The following is a 17926-nucleotide window of genomic DNA, read 5'->3' on the forward strand; positions in this document are numbered from 1 at the left end:
TAAATGACGAAGGTGCACTATGAAGAAGTTAACTAAGTGGTTGCTGGTGGTTGCCAGTATTTGTTGGTTAAATCTAAGTCGACCAACATTTGTTCAAGCCAGTACTCATGACCAGCAGCGCCAAAGTTATCAACAATTACTGACTAAGAATGAATTCAGTGGTAATGTCCTGTTAATTAAGCATGGTAAAACTTATTACCAAACAACTCAAGGATATAGTAATTATGCGCAAAAAAAACTTTTGACTAAACAGTCGACGTACCAATTGGCTTCGTTGGAAAAAGCCCTTACGGCGACCTTATTAATGAAAGCTCAAGAACAGGGGCGTTTGAAATTAACGGATTCTTTACAAAAGTATTTTCCTAAAATTCCGTATAGTGCTAATTTAACTTTGTGGAATTTGTTGCGGATGCAATCAGGTTTAGTTTTACATCAAGAAAATCCGCCAATCAAAGGGCAACAATTGGATCATTATCTAAATACGCACGTCCATATTGAAGCTAAGTATATTAATCAATGGCATTATAGTGATGTAAATTATATTTTATTAGCACGCATTTTAACTAAGGTGGAACATCAGTCGTTCCAGCAATTATTTCAGTGTTATTTTCGCCGACCATTGCACTTAAAAAATACGCAAGTTGATCAGAACTTTTTGGCTAATCGTCATCACGTGACGGCTTATGATGGTAACAGTTCCCCTGCTAATTACCAAACGCCTTTAACATGGCAGTGGTCAGCCATTCGTTTGGAAGTAGGAGCAGGTCAGTTATACTCCAATCCACAAGAATTTTATCAACTTCAAAAAGCCATTGTGCGTGGTCAAATTATTTCTCAAAAACATGTTCGGCAATTGCGTACTCCAGCTGCGAATAGTATTTATAGTGGCGGTGTTTATCACGAATTGAAGGATCACTATTTTTATGCACATGGTGTGCAGCAAGGGTTCGATACGGTCATTGTCATGAGTGATGATGCTAAAACAGCAGTGATTTTATTTAGTAATCGGCATAATCCCCACACTAATAATCTCATTATTTTAGCTAAACAATTTTACGAACTAGTAAATTCGAACAAGTGAGGTTGAATGATGTTTACTTATTTAACAGCCGGTGAATCACATGGTCCCCAATTAACTGGGATTATTGAAGGTTTTCCTGCCGGTTTAAAAATTGATATTGACCAAGTTAATGCTGCCTTGGCTGCTCGTCAAGGTGGCTATGGGCGTGGTAATCGCCAAAAAATTGAGCACGATCAAATCCAAATTGTCGGGGGCGTTCGCCAGCAAGTAACCTTAGGTTCGCCTATTGCACTGACTTTAGTGAATCGTGATTTTAGTCATTGGCAAAATATCATGAGTCCCATCGCTGTGGAGTCAAAACGAGCTAACTTACGCCAAGTCAAACGTCCCCGACCGGGACATGCAGATTTAGTCGGAGGCATGAAATACCGTCAGCGTGATCTGCGAAATGTTTTGGAAAGATCATCAGCGCGTGAAACAGCAATGCGCGTAGCGATTGGTAATTTATGTGAACAACTTTTAGCGCAATTGCAAATTCACTTAGTCGGTTATGTTTACCAAGTTGGTAATCAGCGAGTTGGTAATCCACAACATTTTAATGTGCAACAAATCCAACAACAAGTTCAAACTAATGATTTAAGAATTTTGGTTCCACAACAAGTACCAGTGATTCATGAATTAATCGATCAAGCTAAAACAGTCGGAGATACCGTCGGCGGCGTCTTGCAAGTGATAGCAGAAAATGTTCCTGCGGGTTTAGGCAGTTATACAAGTTGGGATACCAAGTTTGATGCGCAAATCGCGGCGGCTGTTATGGGCGTGAATGCCATGAAAGGTGTAAGTTTTGGTGATGGCTTTTTAAATAGTGAGCGCCCGGGTAGTCAAGCTATGGATCCGATTTCTTACCAAGATCAGCATTGGGGACGTTTAAGCAATCATTTAGGCGGATTTGAAGGAGGCATGACTAATGGCATGCCGTTGATTGTTAATGCAGCGATGAAGCCTTTACCGACGTTGTATCATGCTTTACAGTCCGTTAATATTGAAACGAAAGAAGTCCAAAAGGCTAACGTTGAACGTTCGGACACAACGGCTATTGTCCCAGCCTCAATTGTGATTCAAAGCGTAGTGGCAATTGAATTAGTTCGGCAAATTACGCAGATGTTTGAAGCTTCTAGTCTTGGCCGTTTGCAAGAACAAGTTCAAGTTTATCGAGCAGAATTAGATCAATATTAAGCTGTGACAAGAAACGGTTAAAAGTTGAGTACTAACCTAAACTGACGATTAAGCCTGAACTTGGCTTGCTTGACAGGTGTAGTTAGACGCAAACTTTTGTTTCTTGAAGCGTAATTAAAAACAAGCTATGAACAAGACCGCTTAGAAGCCATCAATTAACCTAAACTAAGAGACTAATTTTGATCTGCAACTTAATTCTTAGGCGTGGTTAGATGTAAGCTTCTGGTTTTGTGATCGTAATTAAAAGTACGGGCTATCAGTATTAGTTGCAGACGTCACAATGAATTGATGTGTGCTTAATACTATATGAAAGACACACATTATTTTTTCACAGCTAGTCAAAGGAATTAATTAAGATGAAAATTTTAGCTCAAGCCCCTCATGGCCTTCAGGGAACTATCAAATTACCAGGGGATAAAAGTATTACGCACCGCGGTTTAATTTTAGGTGCCTTAGCTCAGCAAACGACCAAATTACAAGATGCTAGTTTGGGACAAGACTGTTTAACAACCATGGCCGCTTTAAAAAACTTTCAGATTCCTATTAGTTGCCAGGGGACGACAATTACGATTCAAGGACGACCTTTGAACTTATGGCAACCAAGCCAAACAACTTTGAATTTTAATAACTCGGGAACTTCAGTGCGCTTATTGATGGGGTTATTAGCTGCAGGGCAGTGGCATTTACATTTGTTGGGGGATCGTTCATTAATTCAACGACCCATGGCCCGGGTCAGTGAACCATTAGCGCGATTAGGAGCAAAAATTACTACAACTCAAGGACATTTACCTGTTGATATTATAGGCCAACCATTGCATGGTACGCAGATAACGTTATCAGTTGCCAGCGCGCAAGTGAAAAGTGCCGTAATTTTAGCAGCGTTACAAGCTCAAGGACCAACAACCATTGTGGAAAAGTTACCAACGCGCAATCATACTGAATTATTGTTACGTCAATTTGGTGCTGATGTTAATACTGCCCCAGATCAAAGGACGATTCAGGTTGTGCCCCAGACTAGTTTAAGTGGGAGAACTGTTCAAGTTCCTGGGGACTTATCAGCCGCTGCTTTTTGGCTCGCGGCGGCAGTTTTAGTACCGCATTCAAAGATTGAATTGCAGCAAGTGGGATTGAATCCCACGCGCAGTGGCTTTTTACAGGTTTTGAAAACCATGGGAGCTAATTTACAAGTCAAACCGCATACTACAACCGGGGAAATTTGGGGCAAAATTAGTGCACAAACTAGTTTGCTTCAGTCAATTCAACTAACGGCTGCCCAAATCCCGCAGTTAATCGATGAATTACCACTAGTAGCTTTACTGGCGGCTAACGCTCAAGGTACTAGCAGGATTAGTGGTGCGCAGGAACTGCATTATAAAGAAACTGATCGGATTGAAACGGTCACACAAGAATTGCAAAAATTAGGAGTGAATATTATCGCTCAAGCAGATGGGTGGATTATACACGGTCCTACTAAATGGCAGTGGAATCAAGTGCCGTTAGATAGCCACGGTGACCACCGATTAGCGATGATGTTAGCGATTGCGGGGCTAAATTTAACCACCCCAGTCAAATTAAATAACAGTGAATGCGTCGCCATTTCTTATCCGCAGTTTTGGCAAGATTTAGACAAGTTAATTGGAGTTTGAACAAATGGATATTATTTTAACAGGCTTTATGGGAGCTGGAAAAACGACCGTTGGTCAGTTATTGGCGCAGCAATTATCATTACCGATGTGGGATTTAGATGCCGTTATTGAACAAACCCAGCACCAAAGAATAGCCGATATTTTTGCAACTCAGGGAGAAAGCTATTTTCGCCAAGTGGAACAACAAGTGCTAAGCCAAATTTTACCTCAAAAAGGTGTGCTATCCTTGGGCGGAGGGACACTTTGTTGTCCCAAAAATGGCGAGTTGTTAAAAAAGTCGCCAGCAGTAATTATCTGGTTAGATGCGCGGATGGAAGTGCTTTGGCAACGTATCAAAACGGATCAGACACGACCGTTAGCTCAAAATTTAACCCAATTGAAATTGTTAAAGCAACAACGACAAGCTAGTTATCAACAGGTGGCCGATTTAGTAGTGCAAACGGACACATTACCACCACAGCAAGTGGTGCAGACTATTATTGCCCAGTTACAGTCAAAGAAATTTTGCCCTAAAAGTTGATTAAAAAAACAGATACTAGTTGTGGATAACTAATAAAAAACTAATTAATTCTCTTTTGGGGTTTTTCCCAAGGGATAAATATTAACTGGATAATTTGGTGCTAATTAGACACGAAAAAAGAGGCTGAGACAAAAAGTCAGAAGTTTGTGCTTAACTTCTAAGCGACTTTGGTCTCGACCTCTTTTGAAAGGCATAATAAAGCTAAATTATTGAGCCAAAGCACCCATTGGATCCCAAGGTGCTAAAACTTTTGGTTGATCATATTCTTGGTCATAAGCAGTTTGGGCTGTTTGTGGTAGATACTTTTTGTTAATTACTAATTGGTAAACAAATTGATCAAACCAGGCATCACTCATAACAAAGTACCCTTTAGTACCGACTTTTTCGCCCCAAGAATTTTCGACTTTCCACTTCGTTGGTTGGCCTTCTGCATCTAAATCTACTCCAGTTAAGACCATGGCATGGTTCATTAAGCTCTCGCCGTAGTCGAGCCGTTGCGCTTTAGTCATCGAAAAGTCAACATTAAATAAATCGTCTAAGTTATAAACTTTAGTGTCTAAAATTCCTTTTTTGCGATCAGACATAGCGGAAACATCGCTACCAAACCAGATGGCTTCACCGTTTTGCAGTTGCTTCACTGCACTTGCCTTAAAATCAGCTAATTCCAAGTTTAAATGCCGGACACCACGACCAGCAACGACGTTACCTAACATTTCGACTGTATAAACATGGTTATACGGTTTATCTTGCGTAGGCGCATTGATGGTGGAAATATATTCAGGTAAATCTAAATCAATATATTTTTTATAAAATTCTTGCGGGGTGATCGCTTTTTCAGAATGGAAGTTGTTATCATCGTCGCGATAAGACCAAGCAAATTGGACAGGTGGTTCACCTAAAGCATAGGTCAACATCCGATAAACTTCAGATAACATTTTTTCTTTGCGTTCTTCCACTGTATCTTCTGGTACGCCATCTTTAATCCATTGCCGTAAGCTCACAGCATCTTTGCGCAACTTAGTATTTAACACACTATTTAATTCGGATGAATTAGTCCGACTTGCAGTATCGGGCATCACGCTTTTAGGAACGACGCCATATTTTTCAAATAAAGCACAAACCATATCCCATTGGCCGCCGTCTTGTTGAGGGGTAGTCATCAAAAAATCAACTTTACGGTCACCAATTGGTAAAGCAGCAGTTTGAATCACGTTTTCGTAAAAATAATTAGATTTTTCTAGTTTATCCCAGAAGAAAACGTAACCTTGAGATAATTCAAAATCCTTAATTTTAAATTTGCTTTGCATCGGATGGCGCAAGGTATTCAAAGCGGCAAAGACCCAACATAAACCGGATTGCTTTTGGTCAGCAACTTTGCCGGTGGTTAAATCAATAGAAAAAGTAGGATCCATCGCAACTTGTGACTGTAAAGTTTCACTAGATTGATAAATACCGTTATTAGCAACGCTATTTTTTATTACATTAGCAGCTGGTGTTTGTTGAAAATCAGCTTGAAATTTTTGTAAATCAGTTTGACTGATTGCTTTAGTCATAACAAAATCCTCCATTAATTAAAAAGACTTAAGTTAAATATAACGGAAATTACTAAATTTTCCAATCCTTTAACGAATGTTTTTAATTACACGGGGACCTTCAGGTTGCCCAATGATGACATCATTCACTAGATCTAAAAATAAACCGTGCTCAATGATGCCAGTTTGATGATCTAGCCAATCAGCTAAAAGGTGGGGATGTTCAATTCGTTCGAGATGTAAATCAACAATGTAATTATTCATATCCGTTTTCACTAATTGATTATTTGCATCATAACGTAATTTAGGATGTAAACGTTCTTGCATTAAACGTTCAATGAGTTGGTGATAACCAAACGGATTAACTTCTATCGGGAGTGGAAAATGACCTAATTGTTTCGTAACTTTTGTTTGATCAATAATCCAAAGGTTACGCTTTGAGTTAATGGCGACGGTTTTTTCGTAAGTTAAAGCAGCGCCACCACCTTTGATTCCTTGAAAATGAAAGTCTAATTCATCAGCACCATCAATTGTTAAGTCAGCTTGTTCAATATCGGCTAGCGGATGCATAGTAATGCCTAGTTCTTGTGCTTGTTGATAAGTCCGTCTGGAAGTGGAGACACAATCCACCTGTAATTTATTTTGGCGAACTCGGCGCGCTAATTCTTCCACCATATAAGAAGCAGTTGAACCGGTACCTAGGCCTAAAACCATACCTGATTCGACAAAGTCAACAGATTTAATAGCAGCCATCCGTTTTAGTTCATCTTGATTCATAATAATCTCCTTTGATAGTATTAATTGCTAATAATGGTTGAAATTTTGGTTCACGCAAGAAAAATTGGCGGGCAAAAGGACAAACGGGAATGACCTTTAATTTTTCTTGTTGCACCCACTTTAAGGTAGCTAATAATATTTTTCCGGCTAAACCCTGATTACGATATTGCGGTTGAACAAAAATTTGATCAATGCTAATCGCTTGTTGATCAGGCAATAACGTATAATGTAATTGTACCATGATCTCACCAGTGGCCGTTGTTTGAAAAAATTGCTGGTCGTCTTGTTGAAAATCCATCTTTAATTTGGCCTCCTTTGTGTTAAGGTAAATGTTTAATTATATTAAGTATAAAGCTATTTTAAAAAATTAAAAATAATTAGTTAAGGAAGTAGTATGATGCCAGAACGTAAGTTTGAAATTGTGACACGTTACAAAAACCAAGGTTTAACTTTACCAAAGCGTCAAACACCAGCAGCTGCTGGTTATGATTTGGCGGCAGCAGAAGATTTTATCGTGCCCACCATTTGGCGACATCCGTTAGCGCAATTTATTTGGCGCCAAACCCGTCAGCTTAAAGATCAACGACGTGCTCAATGGGCGCAAGCAGTTCTGAAGCCGGTTTTAGTGCCAACTGGTTTAAAAGTTAGTTTGCCAGCCGATGAAGTTTTATTATTAGTTAATCGATCCAGCGGCCCCTTAAAACGAGGCTTAGTTTTACCTAATTCAGTGGGCGTCATTGATGCTGATTATTACAATAACGCCAACAATGAAGGCGAAATTTTCGTTCAATTATTGAATTACTATCCGACTGACCGTTTAATTAAAAAAGGAGAGCGCATTTGCCAGGGAATTTTTATCAAGTATTTAAAAACCGTTGATGATCAAATTAGTACTAACCAACGCCAAGGCGGATTTGGTTCGTCAGGACGATAGTAACAGGCGGCTAGAGATTAATGTTTTAGAATTAAATTTAAAGAAATCGAGGGTGAGATAGTTAATGGCTAAAGCCAGAACACGTTATATTTGTCAAAATTGTGGTTATGTTTCACCGCAGATGTTAGGGCGCTGTCCCAATTGTGGTGCTTGGAATCAATTAGTTGAAGAAATTCAGCGTCCCTTGAATTCAAAGGCCACACCCAGTCGAGTTAGTCAAAATACCAGTCAACCAGTTAAATTAGCGCAGGTTAGTTTTGATGAACAAGAGCGTGTGCAAACCGGATTAGGCGAATTAGACCGGGTTTTAGGTGGTGGTGTGGTGCCAGGGTCGTTAGTGTTAATTGGCGGTGATCCTGGGATTGGTAAATCAACATTATTATTACAAGTTTCGGGACAACTAGAACAAACCGGCGGTCGGGTATTATATGTTTCCGGTGAAGAAAGTGCAGCTCAAATCAAGTTGCGGGCTAATCGTTTACAGATCACGGGTGAGAATTTGTATTTGTATCCGGAGACTGATATGGGGGCAATTCGGCAGGCAATTAACGAACAACAGCCAGATTATTTAATCATTGACTCGGTGCAAACTATGAATGAGCCAGAACTAGCATCAGCGATTGGTAGTGTCGCCCAAATTCGCGAGGTAACTTCGGAGTTGATGAATATTGCTAAACAGCAAGGAGTAACGGTCTTTGTGGTTGGGCATGTTACAAAAGGTGGGGCGATTGCGGGTCCTAAAATTTTAGAACATATGGTTGACACTGTTTTGTATTTTGAAGGGGATTTGCATCATAACTATCGGATTTTGCGTTCCGTTAAAAATCGTTTTGGCTCGACTAATGAAATTGGCATGTTTGAAATGATTAATACTGGTTTGCGCGAAGTACAAAATCCGTCTGAGATTTTTTTGGCTGAGCGCTTAGATAATGCCACGGGCTCAGCGGTAGTGGTTTCTATGGAAGGAACACGGCCAATTTTGGTAGAAATTCAAGCACTGACGTCTCCAACTTTATATGGTAATGCCAAAAGAACAACCACGGGCTTGGATCATAATCGAGTGGCGGTCATTTTAGCCGTCTTGGAAAAGCGCGCCAACTTGTTATTGCAAAATCAGGATGCTTATTTAAAAGCTACTGGTGGTGTCCGTTTAGATGAGCCGGCCATTGATTTAGCGATGGCGATGGCCATTGTTTCTTGTTGTAAAAACCGGAGTTTAGCCAGTGATGTTTGTTTTGTAGGGGAAATTGGATTAACTGGTGAAATTCGCCGGGTGAATTTGATTGATCAGCGGGTTAAAGAGGCTGAAAAATTAGGCTTTCGCAAGATTTATTTACCGGCTAATAATGACCTACCAGCTGCTGATTATCCTCAAATTGAATTAGTGGGTGTGCATACTTTAAATGAAGCAATTAAGCTAGTATTTTAGAAAATTCGTCGTTTTTTATAACTGAAATACTATAAAACTATAATTTTTAATTTATATTTAATGAAACATTGTAAGATGATTGATTGATAACTAATATGTAAAAGCTATGAAGAAATAACTTATTTTGCTGATGATAATTTATTCCTTAAACCACTACCGACCAAATGGAAGTTTGAACCGTTAATTTAAAACGCTTGTGTCGGAGTGGTTTTTACTTTAACCTATGATAATATTCGCAATATTTAATAGCTGAATAATTTTTCAATATGGGGACTATGCTTTCTAAAATTGAAAGTATGGATTGTTTTTTATTGATATGGGGGATAAAAAATAATGAATCAAAATAAATTATGGGTAATGGCAACTATGACTGTTACCGGCTTGGCTTTATTAGGTTTTAATCAAAGTAGTCAAACAGTACACGCTGACGTGCAAAATAATGTTAATAATGCTGATGTAAAAATCAAAGATTATGGCAATTCGTCGCTTACTAATGAACAACAGCAGTCACCAGCGCCAGTTAATAATGACCAAGTTGCTACTAGTCAACAATCGCTAATTACTGAACAATCTAGTTCAGAATCTAATTCATTTTTGAAAACTACGAATGTTCAAGCGCCAGTAACTGAGCAATCGCAGTTAACGACGTCAAATCAAAATACGACTAACCAAAATCAGTTAATGACAGCTCAGAGTAAAACTAATAATAATCAAATTCCGACATCTGCACCGAAAGAAAAGCAAACTGGATTTGTGGATGATTTAAAAGATAATACTTTACCTGTATATACTTACACTACTCCAGATGGTCAAATTAAACATAGCGATTTGAAACGAGAGCTACATTATTACGACACTAATGGAAATGATTTAATTGATCAAGTTAGTTTCAACGTGAACTTTTTTGGTAATGGCGATTGGTCTAGTAGTAGTAGTTTTGGTGAGATTGAATATACTTCTCCTGATGGTACGACAACGTGGTCACGGGATTTTTCTGTCAATCAAGATTTGTCTGCTATCAACAGTATGGAAAATACACTTTATGCCCAATCGGTTAATAATACTTCATTAGATGATATTGAAAGTAACGCAGGGCAATTTGTTGAAATTAAGGATGCTAACGGAGATACTGTTACTAGCAATAGCGAACAATGGAAAAATTCGGTGACAGTTGATCCCACTAGTTGGGATGAGTTTGTTTCCGCTTTGCATAATTCAGATTTACTTTGGAATTCAGACATTAATGGAACTAAGAAAAATTCAATCAAAGTAATTTTAAAATATAGTTTTATTGATTCTGCAGGACAAAAACTAACTAACAATGTAACTGTAACGATTAGGAGAAACCTAGGTCATATTACCTCCAGTAAAGAAATTACTATTCCACAAAGTCAAAAATTAACGGATAAATGGGAAAATAAAAAATCAAATAGCATGAAGAACCCTTACCCAGCATTTGGTTTTAATGTCGGATTGGGTGCAACTGATCATTTAGGTCGAACCGTAGTTTCATCTACGTCTTCTAATGTTAATTATAGTGGTAATGTTGATGTTACTAAAGTCGGAGATTATGACGCCTATTATACCTATCAAGACATCGATCAAGACGTTAATGATACTTATACTACTCATACTATTGTTCATGTTCTTGCTCCGGTTACTAAAATTAAAACCACTGATGACGCTACTATTTGGGTTGAAGACAATCAGAATAACTGGAATAAAGATGATAATTTAATTGATGTGGTAGATGGTGACGATCATAGTATTGTTGGCGCTAAAGATAAAGTTACTGCGACCGTTTCATTAAATGGGGAGACTGTGAGTGGAGTTGACACCACTAAACCGGGAGATTACGTTGTCACATATCACTATCAAGATGATTTAGACAACGATATTACCAGTTCGGTTACTATCCATGTTAAAAAGGATCAAACAGATATTGCTGCTACTGATCAACAAGTCATGCAAAGTTTTAAGCCCACTGCTGCTTGGAATGATGATCAGTCCAGAGAGCTGATTGCCAATTTGGTTGACGAAGATGGAAAAAAGGTTGATACGGGCAAGGTAATTATTGGCTACGATAAAAATGCTGATGGCACCGAGAAAAAGGTTGATGTTACTAAACCAGGAAATTATACAATTCATTATAGTTATACTAACAGCCGTGGTAAAACTGTCAGTACGAGTTCCACAGTGACGGTGTTAACTGATCAAACAGCTATTCAGTCTAGTGATCGAACGATTACCCAAAACTTTCAGCCAGAAGCGGCTTGGAGTGACGCACAAACTAACGAATTGATTGATTCTTTTGTGGATGAGAATGGGCAGTCCCTTGATAAAAGCCAAGTAACTATTAGTTACGATAAAAATGCTGATGGCACCGATAAAAAGGTTGATGTCACTAAAACCGGAATTTATAAGATTTACTATAGTTACACAGATAGCTACGGCAAGAAGGTTACGGCTGAATCTTCTGTGAATGTTCTTCCTGATCTTTCAGATATCCATGCTAATAAAACCAATATTATGCAAACTTCTAACCCAAAAGCGGCTTGGAATAAAGATAAATCTTTGGCTTTAATTGATAAACTTGCGAACGAAACTAACAATACCTTGTTAAACATTGATGGCAAAGTGGTTGATTCTAGTAAGATTAAAGTCACTTATGGTTTAGAAGGTAATATTACCGATGAACCATTTGATACTAACGTACCCGGGAATTATCAAATTAATTACAGTTTTACTGATAATAATGGTAAAATTGTAACTTGTTCTACAATAGTAACTGTCAAACAAAATCAAGGTAAAGTTGAAACCCATGACAAACATTTAACCGCTGGTGGAAATCTTACTTGGAGTCAAGACGATTCTTTAGGTTTAATCGGTTCTATTTTAGATGAAAATGGTGACTCGATTAATCTAGCTGATCACAAAAATGATATTGCAATTAGTGATGCTACAGTTGATCCTACCACTCCAGGTGAGTATCAAATTCATTATGTTTATACTGATGGTGTTGGCAGTCAACATGAAGCAACAGCCACCGTTTATGTAGGCGAAAATAAAGGTCAAGTTAGTGCTAAAGACAAGCATCTAATAGCTAGTTCTCATCAGACTTGGACTGATCAAGACGCGCTTTCCTTAGTCAGTCAGTTAGTTGACGAAAATGGCACGCCAATAACAGCAACAGTGGCTAATACTGCTGTCACTTATCCTAATGGTATGGTTAATCCGACTAAACCAGGCAATTATCAAATTCACTATGTCTACACTGACGGTGTTGGCAATCAACATGAAGCAACAGCCACCGTTTCTGTGAGTGAAAATGAAGGTAAAGTTGAAACTCACAATACGCAATTAGTGGCTAGTTCAAATGGTACTTGGAGTCAAGACGATTCTTTCGACTTAATCGGTTCTATTTTGGATGAGAATGGTGACCCAATTAATCTAGCTGATCATAAAAATGATATTACAATTAGTGATGCTACAGTTGATCCTACCACTCCAGGTGAGTATCAAATTCATTATGTTTACACTGACGGTGTTGGCAGTCAACATGAAGCAACAGCCACCGTTTCTGTGAGTGCTAATCAAGCACACATTCAGGCGCATGATAGTACTATTATTGCAGGTGACAATGTGACTTGGAATCCGTCATTTAATTTAGATTTATCAGAAAATACGGATGAAAAGGGAAATCACTTAAATTATAGTGAAATTACTTCTACGGGGAATGTTGATCCTACACGCCCTGGAACTTATGAGATTCATTATTACTATAAAGATGCCAAAGACAATATTTTAGCTGAAGCGACGGCAGTAGTTACAGTCAAGGCACCGACAATAACTTTACCTGCTGTTGACCACAATAATTCGCAACCAAATAATTCCAATCATGAAACAACTGCGCCGACCAATTCTTTACCAGTTCAACCTGATAAACCCAAATTTAATGTTTATGTTTCTAATATGAGTTTTAATTTAGGTAGTGGTCAACAATGGACACCACAGGCAACTTTTATCGGTCTAACTGATAAAGATGGTAATCAGATTAAAGTTGATCCGAATAAGCTGCAACAAGTTACAGATCAAAATCATGTTCCGACAACCATGGGGGTATATTATTCTAGTAATGTTAATCCGCAAATAGCTGGCAATTATTCAGTCACTTATTATTATCGCGCAGCAGATGGCAATTTGTATCTTCAAACGGCAACAGTCCAGATCAAGGACAATAATACGCATCCTACTCCAGCACTTGGAAGCTCTGGGACTGCGATGAGTCCGACTACGGCAAATACTGTTCAACCAGTTGCTACTTTTAAACCAACTGCTCATAAAATAAGTTACCCAATTAATAACAGTTCTTGGTTAGTGGTTTTACAAAGACAAGATCCTAAAGCATCTTCAAAGGCACCAGCTCAAAAGAGTTATCCACAAACGGGTGATAGTAACGAAAGTTCTTGGCAAATGCTTGGTGGACTGTTGGCGGCAGTTGATTTATTGTTGGCTAAATTGAGTTTTAAGCGAAAACATTAATAATAATCGTCGAGAGAATGAAAGATTTTATTTTAATTATTTCATTCTCTTGTTTTTTATTAATTGGGATTGAAAATAATGGTGATGAAACTTTGACTTTTGAATAAAAGTAGGTAAGCTATATAATAGTAAGTATTGCCAAGAAAGAGGAGTTTATTTTGACTGATAATAAAATTCGTGTTCGTTATGCACCGAGTCCGACTGGACATTTGCACATTGGTAATGCCCGGACAGCTTTATTCAATTATTTGTTTGCGCGTCATAATAAGGGGACATTTGTCATCCGAATTGAAGATACTGACACCAAACGTAACGTTGAAGGTGGCGAGCAAAGTCAATTAGAGAATTTAAAGTGGCTGGGCATGGATTGGGATGAAGGCCCAGATATTGGTGGCGATTATGGTCCATATCGGCAATCTGAACGTCAAGCAATTTATCAAAAATATATTCAACAATTATTAGACGCTGGGGTCGCTTATGAATCTTATAAGACAGAAGAAGAATTAGAACATGACCGCGAAATTCAAAAAGCTGCTAAGATTATGCCCCACTATGAATATGAATTTGCGGGCATGACTGAAGAACAAAAACAAGCTAAAATTGCCCAAGCTCAGGCGCAAGGGATTAAACCAGTTATCCGTATTAAAGTGCCACAAGACAAAGTTTACGAATGGGATGATATGGTTAAAGGCAAAGTTAAATTCGATGCCAATACGATTGGGGGCGATTGGGTTATCCAAAAGCGTGATGGCATGCCGACTTATAACTTTGCAGTTGTGATTGATGATCACTTAATGGAAATTTCACATGTTTTACGGGGCGATGACCATGTTGCTAATACACCTAAGCAATTAATGATTTATGATTATTTAGGCTGGCAACCACCCAAGTTCGGGCATATGACCTTAATTATTAACAGTGCTACAGGTAAAAAATTAAGTAAACGTGACGAAAGTGTGTTGCAGTTTATTGAACAATATAAAGAACGTGGTTATTTACCAGCAGCGATGTTTAACTTCATTACTTTGTTAGGTTGGTCACCAGTTGGTGAAGATGAAATCTTTACGCGGAAGCAATTTATTAAACAATTTGATCCGAAACGTTTAAGCAAGTCCCCCGCTGCTTTTGACCAAAAGAAATTGGAATGGGTTAATAACCAATACGTCAAAGCTGCTGATTTAAGTCAAATTACTGATTTATCGATCGTTAATTTGCAAGAAGCCCAGTTATTACCAGAACATTTAGATACCAAAACAATTGAATGGACTCGGTCATTGGTCACTTTGTTTAAAGATCAAATGAGTTATACTAAACAAATTGTAGAATTGTCCCAAATTTTCTTTAATGATCCAGAACAATTGGATGATGAAACAATGGCTGAATTGCAAAAAGATGATGCTCTCAAGACTTTACAAGTTTTCCAAGAAAAAATCACACAATTGCCACGTTTTACAGCTACCCAAATTATGCAAGCAATCTTTGCAGTGCGTGATGAAATTGGGGTCAAGGGGCGGAAATTATACATGCCAATTCGGATTGCAACGACACGCTCAATGCACGGACCAGGAATTGGCGAGTCAATTGAATTATTAGGCTATGAACGTTCACAAAAACACTTAGCAGAAACTTTAAAACAACTAGCTGACTAATATTAATAATAAAAAAACAGCACATGATGATTAACTATCAGTCGCTGTTTTTTTCGTAAGAGGTGATTGAATGATTCGAATTTATAATACTTTAACTAGAACCAAAGAAGAGTTTATACCTTTAGAAAAAAATAAAGTTCGCATGTATGTCTGTGGACCGACGGTCTATAATTATATTCATATCGGTAATGCTCGTTCGTTGGTGGCTTTTGATACCATTCGACGTTATTTAGAATATCGTGGTTATCAGGTTAATTATGTTTCTAATTTTACTGATGTCGATGATAAAATTATTAATGCCGCTCAACAACAACAAATCGAGCCCCAACAGCTGACCGCTAAGTATATTGCCGCTTTTCATGAAGATCGCCAAGCTTTAAATGTTTTACCAGCAACGGTCAATCCCCGGGCAACGCAAAATATTGATGAAATTATCAAATTTATTGAAGATTTGATTGTGAAAGGTTATGCTTATCCCAGTCATGGTGATGTTTATTATCGAACGCGGAAATTTGCTCAATATGGGCAATTATCGCACCAATCCGTTGATGATTTAGAACAAGGTGCTAGTCAACGCGTCGCAGATCAAGAAACAGCTCGCAAAAAAGATCCATTGGATTTTGCTTTATGGAAAAAGGCACCGGCAGATGAGTTGTCTTGGCGTTCGCCTTGGGGCAATGGTCGTCCAGGTTGGCATATTGAATGTTCTGTAATGGCAACTAAATATTTAGGTGCAACGATTGATATTCATGCGGGTGGGGAAGATTTGATTTTTCCCCATCATGAAAACGAAATCGCCCAAAGTCAAGTTCATACGGGACAAAAGTTTGCACATTATTGGCTGCACAACGGGTTTGTGACTGTCGGTGATGACAATGAAAAAATGAGTAAGTCGTTAGGTAATTTTGTAACGGTTCACGATTTGTTAAGAGAAGTTGATCCACAAGCTTTACGGTTATTTATTGCTAGTACACAATACCGACGGCCAATCCAATATTCCGCTACTAACTTACAAACCGCTGCTAACAATTTGCAACATTTACAAACTACGTGGCAAAACTTAGTTTTTCGTCAAAATAATTTAGCAACGACGGCCAAGTTTGATGAATCGGTGGCACAGCAATTGGCAACGCTGGAACAGCAGTTTCAAGCACATATGGACGATGATTTTAATGTGCAAAATGGCTTGAGTGATTTGTTTGAAATTCAAGGTTTAATCAATGCTTATTTGCAGCGTTCAAGCGTTAATTCGCAAAATTTGCAACAATTTCAAACTACTTTTACTACTTTAGCGGGCATTTTTGGGTTACAATTTCACAAGACTGAAACGTTAGATGAACGAGTAAAAGCTTTAATTACGCAGCGTGATCAGGCACGTAGTCAAAAAGATTTTGCAACCAGTGATGCAATTCGTGATCAGTTGCAACAACAAGGCATTATTTTAGAAGATACTCCACAAGGGACACGGTGGCATAAACAATGATTGATTATCAACAATTAAACGGTGTGACGTTAGCTTACTTAGGCGATGCTGCTTGGGAAACGTTCGTCCGCCAGCATTTATTAGAACAAGGATTGACTAAGGTTAATCGGCTGCAAAAACGGGCCACACATTTCGTGTCGGCAAAATCTCAGGCAGCTTTGATTGCTTTAATGCAACAACAAGATATTTTAACACCACAAGAAGCAGAAATTTTTAAACGCGGGCGTAATGCCAAAAGTAAAACGCATGCTAAAAATACTTCGGTGCAAACTTATAATATTTCGACGGGGTTTGAAGCAATCTTTGGTTATTTACAACTTAGTGGACAAAATGAGCGGTTAAATGAATTGGCACAATGGTGTATTGAACAAGTAGAGGCAGGTCATAGTGATGAATTCAACTTCCAGTAATCAAGCAGAAATAATTTTTGGTCATCATGCTGCGCTAGCTGTTTTACAAGCCGCTGATGCCCCCCAAAAAGTTAACAAAATTTTTTTACAACGCGGTTTGCATAATGATGGCATTAAAACTGCGGTTAAAATTGCTCGAGAAAAACATTTAGTAATCCAAGATGCGCCCAAGCAAAAGTTAGATGAATTATCACAAAATGGTAATCATCAAGGCATTGTTTTAACAGTGACGCCTTTTTTGTACACACCTTTAGCAGATTTATTAAACCAGCTGCAAGATCGACAAGAAGATCCGTTCTTTTTAATTTTGGATAATTTAAACGATCCTCATAATTTTGGTTCAATTTTACGAACCGCAGATGCGGTTGGGGTCAATGGAATTATTATTCCTAAACGTCGTTCAGTCGGAGTAACGGCAGTGGTTGCTAAAACGTCAACTGGAGCGATTGAACATTTACCAATTGTGCGGGTTACTAACTTAGTCCGAACCATTCAAGACTTAAAAGACCAAGGAATTTGGATTTTTGGGACGGATATGCAAGGCAGCGATTATCGGACTTGGAATGCCCGGGGGAAGATTGCCTTAGTCATCGGTAATGAAGGTAAAGGCTTATCACCGTTAGTTAAAAAGCAAGCTGATCAAATGTTGACAATTCCAATGATTGGTCATGTGCAAAGTTTGAATGCTAGTGTGGCCACGGGGGTGTTGTTATATCAAGCCTTTAGTAGTCGGGAAAGTCAGTAATT

At 38.4% G+C, this 17926-nt stretch carries 14 protein-coding genes; 11 read left to right on the forward strand and 3 right to left on the reverse strand.

Annotated features, from left to right (window positions below):
• Positions 1-19: 19 nt before the first annotated feature.
• From AC3B7A_RS06460 to AC3B7A_RS06475, 4 genes are all read left to right on the forward strand, one after another.
• On the forward strand, positions 20-1081 hold the full coding sequence (locus AC3B7A_RS06460; RefSeq protein WP_489755308.1) for a serine hydrolase domain-containing protein: 1062 nt from the start codon (positions 20-22) through the stop codon (positions 1079-1081).
• Positions 1082-1090: 9 nt separating this feature from the next.
• Positions 1091-2257, forward strand: a complete 1167-nt coding sequence (gene aroC / locus AC3B7A_RS06465; RefSeq protein ID WP_489755309.1) for a chorismate synthase — start codon at positions 1091-1093, stop codon at positions 2255-2257.
• Positions 2258-2613: 356 nt separating this feature from the next.
• Positions 2614-3903, forward strand: coding sequence for a 3-phosphoshikimate 1-carboxyvinyltransferase (gene aroA, locus AC3B7A_RS06470; RefSeq protein ID WP_489755310.1), 1290 nt, complete (start codon positions 2614-2616; stop codon positions 3901-3903).
• Between the two features lie 4 nt (positions 3904-3907).
• Positions 3908-4423, forward strand: a complete 516-nt coding sequence (locus tag AC3B7A_RS06475) for a shikimate kinase (RefSeq protein ID WP_489755311.1) — start codon at positions 3908-3910, stop codon at positions 4421-4423.
• 206 nt (positions 4424-4629) lie between these two features.
• Here AC3B7A_RS06475 and AC3B7A_RS06480 read toward each other — a convergent pair whose 3' ends face one another.
• The 3 genes from AC3B7A_RS06480 to AC3B7A_RS06490 all read right to left on the reverse strand — a co-directional run bounded on the left by AC3B7A_RS06480 (position 4630) and on the right by AC3B7A_RS06490 (position 7030).
• Positions 4630-5976: a C1 family peptidase gene (locus AC3B7A_RS06480; protein ID WP_489755312.1), complete on the reverse strand. Its 1347-nt coding sequence runs from the start codon at positions 5974-5976 to the stop codon at positions 4630-4632.
• Positions 5977-6045: 69 nt separating this feature from the next.
• On the reverse strand, positions 6046-6732 hold the full coding sequence (gene rpiA, locus AC3B7A_RS06485) for a ribose-5-phosphate isomerase RpiA (RefSeq protein WP_489755313.1): 687 nt from the start codon (positions 6730-6732) through the stop codon (positions 6046-6048).
• A complete protein-coding gene (locus AC3B7A_RS06490) occupies positions 6719-7030 on the reverse strand; it encodes a GNAT family N-acetyltransferase (protein ID WP_489755314.1) in 312 nt (103 codons plus the stop codon). The genes rpiA and AC3B7A_RS06490 overlap by 14 nt, the downstream gene beginning before the upstream one ends.
• Positions 7031-7126: 96 nt before the next feature.
• Here AC3B7A_RS06490 and AC3B7A_RS06495 point away from each other — a divergent pair, with 96 nt between their 5' ends.
• The 7 genes from AC3B7A_RS06495 (at position 7127) to rlmB (ending at position 17924) form a co-directional block, all read left to right on the forward strand.
• Complete coding sequence (locus AC3B7A_RS06495) at positions 7127-7666, forward strand: dCTP deaminase/dUTPase family protein (RefSeq protein ID WP_489755315.1); 540 nt, start codon at positions 7127-7129, stop codon at positions 7664-7666.
• A gap of 64 nt (positions 7667-7730) precedes the next feature.
• Complete coding sequence (gene radA / locus AC3B7A_RS06500) at positions 7731-9095, forward strand: DNA repair protein RadA (RefSeq protein WP_489755316.1); 1365 nt, start codon at positions 7731-7733, stop codon at positions 9093-9095.
• A gap of 333 nt (positions 9096-9428) precedes the next feature.
• Complete coding sequence (locus AC3B7A_RS06505; protein WP_489755317.1) at positions 9429-13637, forward strand: bacterial Ig-like domain-containing protein; 4209 nt, start codon at positions 9429-9431, stop codon at positions 13635-13637.
• Between the two features lie 158 nt (positions 13638-13795).
• Entirely contained in the window at positions 13796-15286 is a 1491-nt protein-coding gene (gene gltX, locus AC3B7A_RS06510; protein ID WP_489755318.1) for a glutamate--tRNA ligase, read from the forward strand.
• 70 nt (positions 15287-15356) lie between these two features.
• Positions 15357-16769 carry a cysteine--tRNA ligase gene (gene cysS, locus AC3B7A_RS06515; RefSeq protein WP_489755319.1) on the forward strand — a complete coding sequence of 471 codons (1413 nt, stop codon included), beginning with the start codon at positions 15357-15359 and terminating at the stop codon, positions 16767-16769.
• Complete coding sequence (locus AC3B7A_RS06520) at positions 16766-17179, forward strand: Mini-ribonuclease 3 (protein WP_489755320.1); 414 nt, start codon at positions 16766-16768, stop codon at positions 17177-17179. The genes cysS and AC3B7A_RS06520 overlap by 4 nt, the downstream gene beginning before the upstream one ends.
• The gene (gene rlmB, locus AC3B7A_RS06525) at positions 17160-17924 is read left to right on the forward strand and encodes a 23S rRNA (guanosine(2251)-2'-O)-methyltransferase RlmB (protein ID WP_489756559.1); all 765 of its coding nucleotides are present in this window, start codon (positions 17160-17162) and stop codon (positions 17922-17924) included. The genes AC3B7A_RS06520 and rlmB overlap by 20 nt, the downstream gene beginning before the upstream one ends.
• Positions 17925-17926: the final 2 nt, after the last annotated feature.

Source organism: Bombilactobacillus sp. ESL1202 (assembly GCF_058107125.1).